The organism is Marinobacter sp. UBA2688 (assembly GCF_002352785.1).
GTDB lineage: Bacteria > Pseudomonadota > Gammaproteobacteria > Pseudomonadales > Oleiphilaceae > Marinobacter > Marinobacter salarius.
Map to the genome: position 1 here is coordinate 33,061 of NZ_DELU01000013.1, position 15,967 is coordinate 49,027.

Consider the following 15,967-nt stretch of genomic DNA (forward strand, 5'->3'; position numbering starts at 1 on the left):
GGTGGACGAAAAGCCAGTAGCGGATTGGTTCGAACTGGTGGCGTTCATACGCGAGGCGCCCGAAAAGCCCCTGGAGCTAACGGTCGAACGCGATGGCCGCATGGAACAAATCCGTGTGACGCCCGCGGAAAGAACGGCAGACGATGGCAGTGTTACCGGTTTTGTGGGTGCGGGTGTCAGCGAGGTGACCTGGCCTGATCACGTACTCAGGGATGTCAGTTATGGTCCCCTGGCAGCGATTCCCAACGCGGTTTCCGAAACCTGGGGTGACACTCGATTGACCCTGGTCGCGATCAAAAAAATGGTGACCGGATTGCTTTCTCCCACTAACCTTAGTGGCCCGATTACCATTGCCAGGATAGCGGAAGCCAGTGTAAGTTCCGGTTTCGAAGACTTTATTCGTTTTCTTGCCTACCTCAGTGTCAGTCTTGGGGTGCTGAACCTTCTGCCAATACCGGTTCTTGATGGTGGGCATATTGTCTATTACACCATTGAAGCCATCCGCCGGAAGCCTCTATCAGAGCAGGCCCAGGCGTTCGGACTGCGTATTGGAATGGCAATGATCCTTACATTAATGGTGTTCGCACTTTACAACGACCTGATGCGGTTGTGAGAATTGCGAACTCCTTACGCGCATCAACAGGCGAAATTATTGAATGAGACGTTCTCTTCTGGGTATAGCTGTAGGCTTGGTAGTCGCCACCTCAACCATAAAACCGGCACTGGCTGATGAATTCACCGTATCCGATATCGAGGTAGAAGGCCTTCAGCGGGTATCCGCAGGGACGGTATTTTCCGCATTTCCCGTTTCGATCGGGGAGCCGGTCGATGAGGTGGAGCTGTCCGATGCGATCAAAGACCTGTTTCGCACCGGCCTGTTTACCGATATCAAAGCCAGCCGTGATGGTGGTGTGCTGATCCTTACGGTTCAGGAGCGACCTTCAATCACGTCCATAGACATTGAAGGCAACAAGAACATCGAAACCCCCATGCTGATGGATGCGCTATCCGGAGCGGGTCTCCAGGAGGGGCAGGTATTTCGCAGGGCGACCCTTGAGCGACTGGAGCTTGAGATTCTCCGGTCCTACATCAGTCAGGGTCGTTACAATGCGCGGGTGAAAGCCACCGCCGAGGACCTTCCCCGCAATCGCGTTGCCATCAAGCTGGACATTAACGAAGGTACGGTTGCGGCTATCCAGCACATCAATATTGTGGGTAACGACGCGTTTGACGACGAGCGGCTGCTGGATCTGTTTGAGCTCCAGACCACCAGTTGGTGGAATTCCATCACCAGTGCTGACAAGTATGCCCGGGAGCGCCTGAGCGGCGACCTGGAGTCACTGCGGTCCTTCTACCTTGACCGCGGCTACATCGACTTTACGGTTGAGTCCAGCCAGGTCTCGATTTCTCCCGACAAGAAACAGGTTTTTATTGCCATCTCGTTGAACGAGGGGCCTCAATACACGGTGTCAGACGTCAACCTGCGCGGTGAGCTGATCGTACCTGAGGAAGAGCTGCGGGAGCTTATTCCCATTGAAGAGGGCGACGTGTTCTCTCGTTCCCGGATGACGGCGATTTCGGAAGCGCTTTCCCGTCGTCTTGGCCGCGAAGGTTATGCGTTTGCAAACGTGAATGCGGTGCCGGAGCCTGCCGATGACAATACAGCGTCAGTAACCTTCTTCGTGGAGCCTGGTAAGCGGGCGTATGTCCGGCGCATCAATTTTGATGGCAACGTCTCCACCCGGGACGATGTGTTGCGCCAGGAAATGACCCAGATGGAAGGTGGCGTCGCCTCCACCGACCGGATCGAATTCTCGAAAACAAAGCTGGAGCGACTTGGCTTCTTCGAAACCGTCGATGTGGAGACGGTTCCTGTGCCCGGTACGGATGATTTGGTGGACGTTAACTATTCCGTGGCGGAACAGGCAACCGGCAGTCTGTCGGCGTCTGTCGGCTTCTCGCAGGCCTCCGGGGTAATCCTGGGCGCTAACGTGTCCGAGAACAACTTCTTTGGCAGCGGCAAGCGTGTCTCCTTTGGCGTCAACGTCAGTGACTCCATCAAGAGTGCCAATTTTTCCTACCAGGACCCATACTACACCGTGGATGGCGTCAGCCGTGGTTTCAGCGTGTTTGCCCGTGAAACCGACTTTGAAGAACAGGATATTTCCTCTTACCTGCTGGATGAGTACGGCGGCCGCCTCACCTTCGGTTATCCTACGGACAACATTACCCGCCTTAATTTCGGGCTTGGTTATACGTTGTCCAAGGTGAAGGAGGGTGCATTCACCTCAGAAGAGGTCAAAACCTTCATTGATGAAGAAGGCAACGATTTCAACAATTATTTCCTGTTCGGTTCGTGGCGGCGCAGCACACTAAATAGGGGTGTGCTTCCAACGGACGGCTATAGCCTGTCGTTATCCGCTGATGTAGCGGTGCCCGGCAGCGACCTGACATTCTATAAGCTGAATCAGAAAACCGAGTTCTACCAGCCACTGAATGATAATCAGACCTGGGTATTCAGGGCGCGTTCGGAGATTGGTTACGGGGACGGTTACAACGGCCGAAGCGTGATGCCGTTCTACGAGCACTTCTACGCCGGTGGATATGGTTCGGTGCGCGGATATGAGGCAAACTCTCTCGGCCCGCTTGCTACCAATGCGCCGAACGACTTCTCCGATCCGGACCCCTTCGGTGGTAGCTTGTTGACGGAAGGCAGCCTGGAACTGATTTTCCCCACACCGTTTGCTGGGGATACCCGTTCCATGAGAACCGCGTTCTTCGTGGATGCGGGTCAGGTTTTTGATGCCGATAGGAATTTTGATCCGGCCCTGGATGAAATTCGCCTGTCGGCCGGTGTAGGATTCCAGTGGATCACGGCAGTAGGACCGCTGGCGTTCAGTCTTGCCAAACCTTTGAACGACAAGAGCGGTGATGACACTCAGGTGTTCCAGTTCTCCCTCGGCCAGACCTTCTGATCGTCAGGGCCGGAGGGGGTGCGAAAGACAATGATAAACAGGAGAAACAACATGTTCCGATATTCCGTTGCAGCGATTCTGTCAATGCTGCTGATCGCATTCCCGGCTGCTGCCGAAACCAGAATAGGTGTGGTTGACCTTCGCCAGGCCTTGTTCTCGTCCAGCGATGCGCGCGCGTTCAGCGAGACACTGCAGAAAGATTTCGCTGGAGAGGAAGCCAAGGTTCGTGAAGCCCAGGAGGCCGCCCGCAAGCTCAAGGAACGGCTTGAGAAAGACGGTGCCATGATGAATGAGTCCGAGCGCCAACAGATGGCTGCTGAGTTCCAGGAGAAAGTTAAGGAATTCAATTTCCTCAAGCAGCGCCTGGACTCCACTGTGGCCAATCGCAAGCAACAGTTCCTCGAAGAAGCCCGCCCGGAGGTAGACGCAGCGGTTAAGGAGCTCCTGGAAGAGAACAATCTGGACATGATCCTGCCCAGCGAGGCGGTGGTGTATGTCAAGCCTGAAATGAATCTGACAGAAGAGTTGCTAGAGAAACTGGACCGCTGATACGGAGGGCCGGATAATGGCCCGCCCGGATAAACCTTGTGGAGCTGACAATGACAAAGCGTTCGTACCGGCTGGGCGACATTGCTTCTGAGCTTGGCGCGGAGCTCAAGGGCAATCCCGATACGGAAATCAACGGGCTTGCGACGCTTCAGGCGGCTTCTCCGGGCCAGATAGCCTTCCTGGCCAACCCGTCGTACGGTCGCTACCTGACGGAGACCAGCGCTTCAGCGGTTATACTCTCGCAATCGACTGCGGACCAGTGTCCTACCAACGTCCTGTTACTGGATAACCCCTACCTCGGCTATGCTCGCCTGAGCCATTGGTTTGACCCGGCGCCAGTTCCAGAGCCTGGTATTCACCCGTCGGCCGTTGTGGCGTCTTCCGCGAGGGTCTCGGATACGGCCTGCATCGGCCCTCAGGCTGTTATTGAGGCTGAGGCTGTCGTGGGCGAAAACGTTGTCGTGGGCGCCGGCTGTGTTATTGGAGCCCGGTGTCAGATTGGCGAGCAGACTATACTGCGTCCACGGGTAACCCTGGCCCACGATATCGTTATGGGTAAACGTTGCCATATCCTCAGTGGTGCGGTCATCGGTTCCGACGGTTTCGGGTTTGCTAATGAGAAAGGAGCCTGGCATCGAATAGCCCAGCTTGGCCGGGTCATTCTGGGGGACGATGTTGAAGTGGGTGCGAACACCACAATTGATCGGGGAGCCTTGGACGACACGATCATTGGCGATGGCGTGAAGCTCGATAACCTGATTCAGATTGCGCACAACGTCAGTATTGGTGATCACAGTGCCATGGCGGCGATGGTGGGTATCGCGGGTAGCACACGTATTGGCAGCCACTGTGTTTTTGGCGGCCAATCGGGTGTGGCAGGGCACCTTACGATTGCGGATCAGGTCCACCTGACCGGCATGACGCTGGTTTCTGGTGACATTCGGGAGCCCGGCGTGTATTCGTCTGGAACCAGCGCCGACAGCAACCGGCAATGGCGTAAAAATGCTGTGCGTTTCCGTCAGCTTGATGCCTTGGCGCGTCGGCTTAAAGAACTGGAAAAGAAAATGGAAGGCTGAGGCCGCTACTGATGATGTATATCGACGAGATCATGGAATACCTGCCCCATCGCTACCCGTTTTTGCTGGTTGATCGGGTAACAGAGCTGGAAAAAGGACAATTCATCAAGGGCTATAAGAATATCTCCCTTAATGAGCCTTTTTTTACCGGCCACTTTCCCAATAACCCCATTATGCCGGGCGTGCTGATCATCGAAGCCATGGCGCAGCTTTCAGGTATTCTCGGCTTTGTGACGGTTGGCCGGAAACCCTCAGACGGCGTGGTACAATACCTGGCTGGTTCCAGTAAAGCGCGTTTCAAGCGCCCCGTGGTGCCGGGGGACAGGCTGTGCATGGAGTCACAGGTTATTTCCGGAAAGCGTGGAATCTATAAATTCGAGTGCCGCGCACTGGTTGATGATGAAGTCGTCTGTGTGGCAGAAATATTGACCGCTGAGAGAGAAGTTTGATGGCGACAAAAGAATGGTCGGGAGTCCATCCTCAGGCGATTGTGGACCCCTCTGCCAAGCTTGCCGACAACGTAACGGTTGGCCCATGGAGCTACATCGGCCCGAACGTTGAGATCGGAGAGGGGACTGAAGTGATGTCCCACGTGGTCATCAAGGGCCCAACGAGAATCGGCCGCAATAACCGCATATTTCAGTTTTCCAGTGTCGGGGAAGAATGCCAGGACAAAAAATACGCGGGTGAGCCAACCACGCTGGTTATCGGTGATGACAATATCATCCGTGAGAACTGCACCATTCATCGGGGCACGGTTCAGGATCGTGGTGAAACCTGTATCGGCAATGGCAATCTGCTCATGGCCTACGTGCATGTGGCGCATGACTGCATTATTGGCAATAACACCATCCTGGCCAATTGTGCGACATTGGCCGGCCATGTGTCCGTTGGTGACTTCGCGATACTGGGTGGCGGCACCATGGTTCATCAGTTCTGTCATATTGGAACCCACAGCATGAGTGCTGGTGGAAGTATTGTGCTGAAAGACATCCCTGCGTACATCATGGCAAGCGGGCAATCTGCACAGCCGTTTGGTATGAACGTGGAAGGCTTGCGCCGCCGTGGTTTCAGCAAGGAGGTGTTGTTGGCACTCCGTCGTGCTTACAAGGTTATCTATCGTCAGGGCCTGACTACGGAACAAGCCGTTGAAGAGCTCGAAAAAGCCTACTCCGATATTCCCGAAGTTACGCCCCTGATCGATTCCCTTCGTGGTGCACACCGCGGCATCATCCGCTAACCAGGGAGTGAATGCCCCGGTGACGGACCATCACGAAAACTCTGTAGCCAGCACCCGCAAAGTGACTTTCGCCATCGTGGCCGGAGAGGCGTCAGGAGATATCCTCGGCGCCGGGCTGATCCGTTCCCTGCGGCTCAGGTATCCGAACGCGCGGTTTGTCGGCATTGGTGGCGATGAAATGATCGCGGAAGGCTTCCACTCTCTCGTTCCTATGGAACGGCTGTCAGTGATGGGGCTCGTCGAAGTGCTCGGGCGAATACGGGAGCTGTTCGATATTCGCGCACGGCTGATGAACTACCTGCTGGCGACACCGCCGGACGTCGTCATTGGTATCGACTCCCCGGACTTTACCCTGGGTATTGAGCGCAGGTGTCGTGATGCCGGTATTCCGACCGCCCATTATGTTAGCCCGTCCGTCTGGGCCTGGCGGCAAAAGCGGATCTTCACGATCGCCAAATCTGTCAACCTTATGCTTACCCTGTTCCCGTTTGAGGCCCGTTTCTACGAAGAGCACGGCGTGCCCGTGGCCTTTGTAGGGCACCCCCTGGCGGACCGCATTCCAATGATGCCTGATACAGCTGGTGCCCGTCAGTCCCTGGGGCTTCTGGAAGATGCGCCGGTGCTGGCCATTCTTCCGGGGAGCCGGGGCGGGGAAGTGGAGCGTCTGGGTACTCTTTTTCTGGAGGCCGCCCGTTGGATCCAGGGCAGGCGTCCGGATTTGCAACTGGTGATTCCTTGCGTAAACCGGGATCGGGAAAAGCAGGTTCGGGCACTGGTGGAAGCCCTGGACGTGAAACTGGCGGTGACCATTGTGCGAGGTCGTTCGAGAGAGGTGATGGCATCGTCCGACGTGGTATTGCTTGCGTCCGGAACCGCCACTCTGGAAGCCATGTTGCTGAAGAAGCCCATGGTGGTGGGTTACCGGTTGAGTCGTGTCAGCTATGCATTGGTCTCAAGGCTGGTCAAGGTGCCTTATGTGGCCTTGCCAAACCTGCTGGCCAAGGAACAACTGGTTCCGGAACTATTGCAGGATGATGCTTCGCCCGAGTCTCTCGGAGAAGCCGTGCTTGAGCGCCTTGAAAATGAATCCGAACGCGCCCGGTTGACAGCCGCTTTTTCACAATTGCATGAACAGTTGCGACAGGGGGCTGACGAGCAGTCTGCTGCAGCCATCTCCGCATTGATAGAAGGCGGAGCAGTATGAGTAAGCGCCCCTTACCGCCGTTTGAGTGCCAATATCAGGGGCGACTATTGGCCGGTGTGGACGAAGTGGGACGCGGGCCGCTGGTTGGGGCTGTGGTGACGGCCGCGGTTATCCTGAACCCGGAAAAGCCAATACCGGGCCTGGCGGATTCGAAAAAGCTGACGGACAAGCGCCGTGAGGCTCTTTACGAACAGATCATTGAGCGTGCAGTATCCTGGAGCCTGGGGCGCTGTGAGGCCGATGAGATTGACAGGCTGAACATCTTCCAGGCAACCATGGTGGCTATGGAGCGTGCCGTGGCGGGCCTGCATGTCGAGCCGGAATATGTACTGGTGGACGGTAACCGCTGCCCCAAATGGCGTTGGACCTCTGAGCCAGTGGTGAAGGGCGACAGCCGGGTGGAGGCCATCAGTGCGGCGTCCATTGTCGCCAAGGTGACTCGTGACAGGGAGATGGCTGTGCTCCATGAGGAATTCCCTGAGTACGGCTTTGCAGGCCACAAGGGTTATCCGACGCCCGTACACCTCGAAGCGCTTGGTAGATTGGGTGCAACCGCTCACCATCGTCGCTCATTCCGCCCGGTTCAGGAAGCGATTGATGCCGTGGGTTTGTACAGCCGCGCCGCGGATCAGGAACTGCAATATCCTGGCGACTTGTTTGAAAATATCGATTGACAGGTTCCGGTCGAATCCTTAGTATACGCGCACGTTGATCGGGGGAAGCCCCGGTAAACAACCAGTTTGATGCGGGGTGGAGCAGTCTGGTAGCTCGTCGGGCTCATAACCCGAAGGTCGTAGGTTCGAATCCTGCCCCCGCTACCACTTATAAAAAGCCGGTCTTTGACCGGCTTTTTTTGTGCCTGTTCGGTCTACTTCAGGATTTAGTTCCGCCCTGCATATTTTTCGACCCTTTTGCAACTCCTATCCAGTCGGCTTTCCTTAAATCTAATACTTTCGTACCAAAAATAACCGCCATTTATCGCCTTTCGGGCAAAAAATTGCCCGGTTAATCAGTATCCTCAGTTGCTTCATTACGGTTATCTGTCGAAAAATTGACAAAATCGTAACTTGGGAAATGACACCATTCACATCGATACTTGCCCACGTTTTATACAATTTAACAAATTCGGCAATTTATTGGTGTGAAATACATATGAAACGCGTCATCAAAGTGTCACAGGCATGGATTGCCGCGTTGTTTTTAGGATTGGTCCTCACAGGCTGTGGGGGCGGTTCTTCTGGTAGCTCAGAGAGCACTGCAGGTACAGGCGATAGCACGGGGGTTGGCTCAGGTGGTTCCGAGGGCAATCCACCACCGAGCGGTGGTGGCGAGGGAGTGGTTGACCGCTCGGCGTCGCTCAGCTGGAATGCGCCCACCGATCGTGAAAACGGCGATGATCTAAGTCCGTACGATTTGGAGCGCTACGTTATCAGGTACGGAACGGATAGGAATAACCTCGACAAACAAGTTCAAGTCGACAATGTCGGAGGCTTGGAAACGATGAGCTATGACGTTGAGAACTTGTCGGCGGGCACCTGGTACTTCACGATTCAGGTGGAAGATGTTGATGGCTTGATGAGCGCGCCATCGGCGCCGGTCAGCAAAACCATCTAGTTCAGACAACGGATCTCTGACATGAAGTGTATGCTCGGCCTTGCTGTTACCCCAATGGATGCGCAATCGGCAGTTTGAGGGTAAAGGCCGACCCTTCCCCGGGTCGGGAGCGAAGGGTTATTTCACCGCGATGCTTTTCGACCACAACGTTCACGAACGACAGCCCGAGCCCGGTGCCATGATTGCCAGACAGCTCGCTGCTTTTCTGGCGCTGATAGCGATCAAACAGGTAGGGGATTTCTTCCGGAGCAATGCCTTCCCCCTCGTCGCTTACAGTCAGGCACGCCTGATGGCCGGCCTGAAAAACCTGAATGTTGACGATCGATCCGGATGGGCTGTACTGCACGGCGTTGGTCAGAAGGTTGATCACGGCACGTTCAAGCAGTTCCGCATTTCCTTTCAGCCATAAATCCTCTGTTCCCTGAAGTAACAGCTGAATGCCTTTCTCGGCAGCCTGCTCGCTGACGCTGTCGCGGGCGTTCTCAACAATGGCTAAAAACTCGCACTCGTAAAAGCGGGTTTCGGTTAACTGTTCGGCCCTGGCAAGCTGCACGAATTCTTCAGCAAGATGATAACTGCGCTTCGCTAGCCGACCCAATTGGTCGAGCTGTTCCGGCTCGATATGGCCACGATTCCGCTTGAGCTGTTCGATCAGTGCAAGTTGTGAAACCAGGGGCGAGCGAACATCGTGAGAAATGAAGTCGATGGCCTCCCGGTGCTGGCGCTGTTGTTCCCTGAGTTCCGAGATATCCGATATGTTGGCGATAATGCCGTTCTGATCGCTGTCAGGCAGTGAAAACGGCGCGAAGTGAATCAGGAAATCCATATCGCGAATCCGTAGGTCCACTGTGCGGCTCTGAGCCAGCGTGAGGGTTTCCGAGACGGTTTCATGCCAGGGCGGATTGTCCCGTGGGTCATGTCCCTCCAGAAGTCTGGCCAGGGGCAGGCCGCTAAGGCTTGGCATGGGTTCACGAAACCATTCTTCAATGTGGCCGTTGGCAAAGCGGATAACGCCTAACTCGTCGGTTACGATAATGCCGTCCGGCATGCGTTCGAAGCTGCGCCTGATAAACCTCTGCATCTGACTCATGCGCTCGGTCGCCACGCGTACTCGCTCGATTCGAGCGGAGATGTTTTCCCTTGGCCCCGTTTTACGCACCGGCTCCTGGGTGCTGGACAGCGGCAAACGGCGGAGGTAGCGCTGGATGGCCTCCCGGCTCAGGTCGTTGGGCAGCTTGAGCCCGATTTTGTAGGTAACGCCATTGCGTATCAGGCTGACCCAGCTTTGGCCATCAATGTGATGCCATTGGCCCGGGGTGTCCAGTGGCGGGATATCATCGGCGGCCAGACCAGAAGACGTCATCACGTCATCACCTTCAGCTAACAGCCAGCCCTCTGGTTGAAGCAGGGCCTGGAAATGGCTGAGCAGTTGCGGTGGGTGCCTCAGTGACGGCTCTTCGAGGGTCATGGTGGGCCCGCGGGCAAGCTCGTCAAGCTGCCGGTTGAGGAAGCTGTTGGTCATGGCCAGCCGTAGTGCGCTGGATACGGGCAGCGCCAGCAGGGGAATTACGATGGCGTGGGAGATCGGTAGCCAGAGCTTGGCTCCGACCAACAGTAGCGCATGCAGGAGAGCCAATAAGCCGAGGCTCGTCAAACAGAGCAAAATGCTACGTGCCGGTCGCATGCGGGGTAGGGTGAACGACAATAGAGCGATGATAAAAACGGCGAGACCAATCGCAATAGGCTTCGATACCCGTGATATCAGTTCGTCTTTCACCAATGCGGAATAACTGTTGGCGTGGAACTCAACGCCGGACATGGGCTGATTGAGGCCCGAAAACGGGGTGGGCAGGATGTCGCCAAAACCCGGTGCGGTTGCACCCACAAACACGGTTTGCCCTTTGAAAGCATCCTTTGGGAATTGCCCATCAAGCACCTTGGTATAGGAGTGGGAAGGCAGCGTCCCGGCACCACCAGCCATTGGAATGGCGCGGTAGTGCTGTCTGACGTTTGTGTAGGGCGGCACACTGGATATTTCCGGGCCCGGTGACGGTGTATCAGAGGCCGCCAGTGCCAGGCTGGGCCATAGCTGATCGCCCAGGCCATTGAACAGATAAAGTCCTCGCGCCAAGCCGTCTTCGTCAAGCTCCACGTGGGCGTGCCCAAGCGTTGCAGCTGCGGACGCCAACGCAGGGGCGGGAAGTTGTTCGCTGATCAGGTAGTGCCGGGAGGGCGGTGACAGATGAAGCGGCAGGATGACGTTGCCGTGTTTCTGCATGGCGTTGGCCATTGCTTGGTCTGCCGGCGATGGTTCGGGGAACAGGATGTCGAAGACAATCGTTTTGGCGCCGGCCTGATGGAGTTTCTCAATGAGCTGTGCATGGGTTGTCCGTGGCCAGGGCCAGCGCCCCAGGCGATCCATGCTCAGTTCGTCAATGGCGATAACAACGACGTCATCGGCCGGTTCTGCGGGTGTTGCGGTGATAAGGGTGTCGTAAAGCCAGAAGTCCAGGCGCTCCGGAGCAGAGGTCGTCTGGAACAGTAGCAAAAATGTCAGTAGTGGCAGGCCCAGCGTCCAAGGTGTTGTTTTAATGGGAAACCAGTTCCGGGTCATGGGGCCTGCTGTCGGGTATCAGGAAATTGTGGGTTATTCCAGAAACAATTCCCTCCCTGGTCCCCACCGGCTTTCGAGCGGACCGTCAGAGAGGGCTTTCAGGCGAACAAAATACCGTCTTCCGGGAATGAGGCGCAAGGCCGCAGTGGTATCCGACAGCGTAGCCTCTTTGATGATGTTGTTAAATCCCGGTTCTTCAGACAGCTGCAGGCGATAATCGGTTGCAGTATCCACCCTCTGCCAGAATACCCTTACCTGGCTATCGACGTAGTTGACACTGATGATGCGAACCGGTGGCAGGGTCCCGTTCACGACCAGCGAGCGTGCCTCACTCGTGGCCACAGAATTGCCGCCGGCCTCGGTGACCACCCGCCAGTAGTATTGTCCCGGTGTCAGTGGTCGAGAAGGCAGTGCGCTTTCATCAGGCGCCCACTCGCTGGTGGCAATCGTGTTTCCAAAGTCTTTGTCCTCCGCAATTTCCACCCGGGCGACTTCGTTTTCGCCGCGCAATTGCCATCGGAACTCGGGCATGTCGTCGTTAACGGTCGCGCCTGGTTCCGGTTGTTCCAGTGCGGCAGTCCGGGCCTGTAGGTCGACTTCGAAAGACATGACGCCGGGCATGCCTGCCATGCCACGATTGTCGATGGCGGCAAGGTGAATCTCGTAGCGGCCATTGTCCAGCAGGTTAATATCGAAATCATTGTCGCTGACTTCGCTGCTGTTAATCCAGCGGCCGGACTCGGCATCAAAGATATCCACGCGATGGCTGTTGGCTCCGTTGGGCGTCCAGCTCAACTGTGCAGGAAGTTGCTTCAACTGCTGCGGCAGGGGGTTAATCTCCGGGGCTGGGGGCAGGCGACGGATGCTCATTCTGCCCACACCTGCGGTTGAAACGCTGGCGCTATAACCAGCTGGAATCCGGCGTGTTTGCCCCGGCGGGCCAAACGATACCTCGCCCTCGGTAACCCGTAGATCGGTCATGCCGGGCGCAGTCCTGAGGGTAAACATGGTGCCCCTGACTGCCGCCACCGCGGAGGGCGTTTCGATCTCAAAACGTGAACCGCCCTCGATCACGGGTTTCACCTGGGTTTCAATTTCGCCCTGATTGAGGCGCAGGCGGGTGTCCACCATGCCGGACTTCCCATACTGCGTCAGGCGATTGAAGGCGAGGCGGGAATGCGGTGATATCCGCACTACAGAGCCGTCAGCAAGTTCGATGGTTGCCGTGCCAGCCTGTGACCGGATTTCATCACCCACCCGAATCAGGGAATCGCTGGTCAGGGGGCGTTTGGTGCCGTCACTACCGGAAATCAGTTGCACCGACCCGGTCACCGAGTTGACCCGCGCAGGGTTGGGTTGGCGCTGAAGCCAGGCAAGGGGAATTCTCAGGTTGTCTCCACTGCCCACCTTGGCGGGGTTATCGATGCCGTTATGCTGTAGCAGGCGAATGGCGGGAATATCCTTGGACAACAATGCGTCAGCGATCTCCGCAAAATGTTCACCGGGTCGTACCGTATAGATCCACTCCGGCGTCGCATTGGATTCAGGGGTAGCAGTGGCCGCCTGGGAGCCCCGGGTGACCGAAAGTTCCGCCTGTACTGGCAACGCCGCCAGGGAGCTGATTAGGAGCAGCAAACCGGTGAACGTTCGCAGGGTGACGCATTGACTCATGTCAGGCTTGTTCCATGACCGGTACGTTCTCATCCGGGCCAGAGGCTTTCATGGCCTCAAGACGATAGCCGCGCTGGTAAATGGTCTTGATGCGGAAGCCGTTTTCGGGATTAAGGCCCAGTCTGCGGCGAAGCCGGCTCATGTGCGTGTCCACGGTACGGGTATTGATGTCTTTCGCCAGTCCCCATACCCGCTCAAGCAGCATCTCGCGGGTCAGTAGCCGGCCCTGGTTCTGGAACAGGAACAGGGTCAGGTCAAAATCCTTGTCGGTCAGCGTCAGCACGTTGCCGTGAAGCGCAATGGTCCGAAGCTGGGTATTGATCTCGAAAGGGCCGTACTGCAACGATTCTTTTTCGGTATCGGGGCTGGTGCGACGTGCCAATGCATTGATGCGCGCCACCAGTTCTGCCTCGCGAGCGGGTTTGGCGAGGTAGTCGTCAGCACCAGCATCCAGCGCACGTACGATGTCCGTCTCGCTGTCGCGCTGGGTGAGAAACACCACCGGAATCTGCCAGTTCAACTGCGCACGTACGCTTTCCAGAACCTCAATCCCGGTCATGTCGGGTATTTGCCAATCCATCACCAGCAGATCATAGCTGCGGTGAAGGACCGCGCTCAGAAATGCCTGGCCTGACGGAAAACTGTCGCAGTGGTGCCCGCGCTCGGACAACACAGACTGAATGTGCTGAGCCTGTTCATGTTCGTCCTCAAGCAGGGCAATTCGCATCAAACGTCTCCCGACATCAAATTTGTCATATTCAGGCTTCCCGGCCGACGGCGGGGAATGGGTATTGAATTCCGCTTCACATTATTACAAATCCGCAATTCCGCTTCAGTGTCGTTATGTAGTGTTGCGTAAACGGATCGCAGGCTTTCCGTTGTCGTCATCCAGTGTTTGTCGGCAGCCGGGGAAACTACTGCAACCCCAGAACCAGCCTTTTTTACCTTTTCTGCGCACCAGGGGCGAAAAGCAGTGCGGGCAGGGAATGGGTTTTTCTCCCGTGCCATCCGCCGGCGACTGGTCCTCAATGGGCCGCGTGCCTTTGCAGTCCGGAAAGCGGGTGCAGGCGTGGAAGGCACCAAACTTGCCCTCGCGCTGGCGCATGGGAGCGCGGCACTTGGGGCAGTGCGGCTGTCCCTCGCCTGGTGGAGAAGTCGTGGCTTCCTGCTCGGGGGTGTTGATGAACCCGCGTATCTGTTCTTTCAGGTCTGCAATAAACTGCTTGGGATTGCCTTCGCCGCGGCGAATACTTTCCAGGGTGGCTTCCCAAATGGCCGTCATATCCGGCTTGCTGACGGATTCCGGCAATGAATCGATCAACGCCTTTCCCTTCGGCGTTGACCGGATGTGGCGCTTGTCCCGGTATAGATAGTCGCGCCGGAACAGGGTATCAATAATCGCCGCTCGTGTGGCCTCAGTACCCAGCCCATCGGTCTCACGCAGAGTTTTGCGAAGTTCTGGATCGCTGACAAAGCGAGCGATGTTGGTCATCGCTGACAGCAGCGTGGCGTCGGTGAAATATTGGGGTGGCTGGGTTTTACGCTCGGCGATGTCCACTGAGTCACAGAGTATGGGGTCACCGTTCTCCAGGCGGGGGAGGGGCGCTTTGGCGGCCTCCTGTCGGCTTTCCCGCTGGCGAATTTCCAGGGTTTTCCAACCCGGCTGAAGAACAGCGGTTTCTGTCGCCCTGAACGCGTGTTCGCCAATCCCGACAGTTAACTTGCCTTCCCGGTGAATGGCGTCGGCGCTGAACTGCATCAGGTAATACCGGCTGATCAGTTCGTAAATGTTCCTCTCAGCTTCGCTCAGACGTCCATTGGGCGCCTTTCTGGCCGTAGGGATGATAGCGTGGTGGGCATCTACCTTCTTGTCGTTCCAGGCTTCGGTGCGGCGGTTGAGGTCCGTTGCCTCGCAGGCTGTCGCCAGTTCGCCGGCGACATTGCCAATGGCCTGCACCACACTCTGACGCTGGTCAAAATGACCTTCCGGCAGATAACGGCAGTCCGAACGGGGATAGGTAATCAACTGGTGGCGTTCGTACAGGTTTTGGGCGGTGTCCAATACGTCTTTCGCGCCCATGCGGAACAGTCGCCCCGCCTCGATCTGCAGGGCAGAAAGTGAGAATGGCAGGGGCGGCGTTTCGTTCCTGTCGCGGAAACGGGATTCCGTAACTTTGCCGGGCCGTCCTTCTACGGCCTCGGCAATCTGCCTGGCGACATCGCTGTCCAACAAACGGTCTTCTTCATCCAGGTATTCCCGGTAGGCTTCCGAGGGCTGCCAGCGTGCCGTAAACGATTGCTGGTCCGATTCCTCATCCACCGCGTGGCACGTCGCCTGAACGCGGAAAAAAGGTTTCGGCTGGAAGTTCTCAATGGTGTTGTCCCGCTCCACCACCAACCCCAGCACCGGGGTTTGTACACGGCCGACGGAATACACGCCCTGCTGGCCCTGCTGCTGGTAGGACAGGGTATAAAAACGGGTAAGATTAATGCCGTAGAGCCAGTCCGCCCGCTGGCGGGCGAGGGCGGAATGCGACAGGCGGCGAAACTCACGATTGTCCTTGGGAGCCTGGATGGCCTTTGCCACGGCCGCCGGAGTCAGGTCGTTGATCAGGATTCTCTGCACCGGACAGGTGGCACCGGTGTAGCGGATGACTTCGTCCACCAGCAGTTGGCCTTCCCGGTCCGGATCGCCGGCATGGACAATGGTCTCCGCCCTGCGGACCAGAGACTCCAATACCTTGAGCTGCTGGCGTACGCTGTCTTTAGGCATCACCTCCCAGCGCCCGGGAAATAGAGGCAGATCTTCCTGTCGCCATTTTTTCCAGCGCGGGTCGTACTGGCCGGGTTCCGCCGGTTCCAATAGATGGCCGATACACCAGCTAACGGTGCTGGCGTTGCTTCCTTCGCCGCAACGAATCCATCCGTTCCCCTTCTGATGGGGAGCGGGGAGGGCAGCAGCAATTGCCCGGCCCAGGCTTGGTTTTTCAGCAATGTACAGGCGCATAAGTCGGAAGCAGTTTT

13 protein-coding genes and 1 tRNA gene are annotated in these 15,967 nt (G+C 56.8%); 10 read left to right on the forward strand and 4 right to left on the reverse strand.

Features of this window, described 5'->3' with window-relative positions:
* The 10 genes from rseP to B3M52_RS07555 all read left to right on the forward strand — a co-directional run.
* A partial coding sequence (gene rseP, locus B3M52_RS07510) for an RIP metalloprotease RseP (protein ID WP_286749355.1) occupies positions 1 to 613 on the forward strand: 613 nt, incomplete at its 5' end.
* Positions 614 to 656: 43 nt separating this feature from the next.
* Positions 657 to 2,975, forward strand: coding sequence for an outer membrane protein assembly factor BamA (gene bamA / locus B3M52_RS07515; RefSeq protein WP_036206138.1), 2,319 nt, complete (start codon positions 657 to 659; stop codon positions 2,973 to 2,975).
* Between the two features lie 51 nt (positions 2,976 to 3,026).
* On the forward strand, positions 3,027 to 3,524 hold the full coding sequence (locus B3M52_RS07520) for an OmpH family outer membrane protein (RefSeq protein WP_041335153.1): 498 nt from the start codon (positions 3,027 to 3,029) through the stop codon (positions 3,522 to 3,524).
* A 50-nt stretch (positions 3,525 to 3,574) separates the two neighbouring features.
* Positions 3,575 to 4,600 carry a UDP-3-O-(3-hydroxymyristoyl)glucosamine N-acyltransferase gene (lpxD, locus tag B3M52_RS07525; RefSeq protein WP_036206901.1) on the forward strand — a complete coding sequence of 342 codons (1,026 nt, stop codon included), beginning with the start codon at positions 3,575 to 3,577 and terminating at the stop codon, positions 4,598 to 4,600.
* An 11-nt stretch (positions 4,601 to 4,611) separates the two neighbouring features.
* Complete coding sequence (gene fabZ / locus B3M52_RS07530; RefSeq protein WP_036206143.1) at positions 4,612 to 5,049, forward strand: 3-hydroxyacyl-ACP dehydratase FabZ; 438 nt, start codon at positions 4,612 to 4,614, stop codon at positions 5,047 to 5,049.
* The gene (lpxA, locus tag B3M52_RS07535) at positions 5,049 to 5,840 is read left to right on the forward strand and encodes an acyl-ACP--UDP-N-acetylglucosamine O-acyltransferase (protein WP_036206145.1); all 792 of its coding nucleotides are present in this window, start codon (positions 5,049 to 5,051) and stop codon (positions 5,838 to 5,840) included. The genes fabZ and lpxA overlap by 1 nt, the downstream gene beginning before the upstream one ends.
* Before the next feature lie 19 nt (positions 5,841 to 5,859).
* Entirely contained in the window at positions 5,860 to 7,044 is a 1,185-nt protein-coding gene (gene lpxB, locus B3M52_RS07540) for a lipid-A-disaccharide synthase (RefSeq protein WP_052479682.1), read from the forward strand.
* A complete protein-coding gene (gene rnhB / locus B3M52_RS07545) occupies positions 7,041 to 7,718 on the forward strand; it encodes a ribonuclease HII (RefSeq protein WP_041335156.1) in 678 nt (225 codons plus the stop codon). The genes lpxB and rnhB overlap by 4 nt, the downstream gene beginning before the upstream one ends.
* A 70-nt stretch (positions 7,719 to 7,788) precedes the next feature.
* A tRNA-Met gene (locus B3M52_RS07550) sits at positions 7,789 to 7,865 on the forward strand.
* 331 nt (positions 7,866 to 8,196) lie between these two features.
* A complete protein-coding gene (locus B3M52_RS07555; RefSeq protein WP_227517763.1) occupies positions 8,197 to 8,658 on the forward strand; it encodes a fibronectin type III domain-containing protein in 462 nt (153 codons plus the stop codon).
* Between the two features lie 46 nt (positions 8,659 to 8,704).
* Here B3M52_RS07555 and B3M52_RS07560 read toward each other — a convergent pair whose 3' ends face one another.
* The 4 genes from B3M52_RS07560 to B3M52_RS07575 all read right to left on the reverse strand — a co-directional run bounded on the left by B3M52_RS07560 (position 8,705) and on the right by B3M52_RS07575 (position 15,950).
* The gene (locus tag B3M52_RS07560) at positions 8,705 to 11,272 is read right to left on the reverse strand and encodes a CHASE2 domain-containing protein (protein ID WP_075194519.1); all 2,568 of its coding nucleotides are present in this window, start codon (positions 11,270 to 11,272) and stop codon (positions 8,705 to 8,707) included.
* A gap of 33 nt (positions 11,273 to 11,305) precedes the next feature.
* Complete coding sequence (locus B3M52_RS07565) at positions 11,306 to 12,943, reverse strand: FecR family protein (protein WP_075194520.1); 1,638 nt, start codon at positions 12,941 to 12,943, stop codon at positions 11,306 to 11,308.
* Position 12,944: 1 nt separating this feature from the next.
* Positions 12,945 to 13,670 (reverse strand): response regulator transcription factor, encoded by a 726-nt coding sequence (locus B3M52_RS07570; RefSeq protein ID WP_075194521.1) that lies wholly within the window; start codon positions 13,668 to 13,670, stop codon positions 12,945 to 12,947.
* A gap of 114 nt (positions 13,671 to 13,784) precedes the next feature.
* A complete protein-coding gene (locus tag B3M52_RS07575; protein ID WP_075194522.1) occupies positions 13,785 to 15,950 on the reverse strand; it encodes a DNA topoisomerase 3 in 2,166 nt (721 codons plus the stop codon).
* Positions 15,951 to 15,967 lie beyond the last annotated feature (17 nt).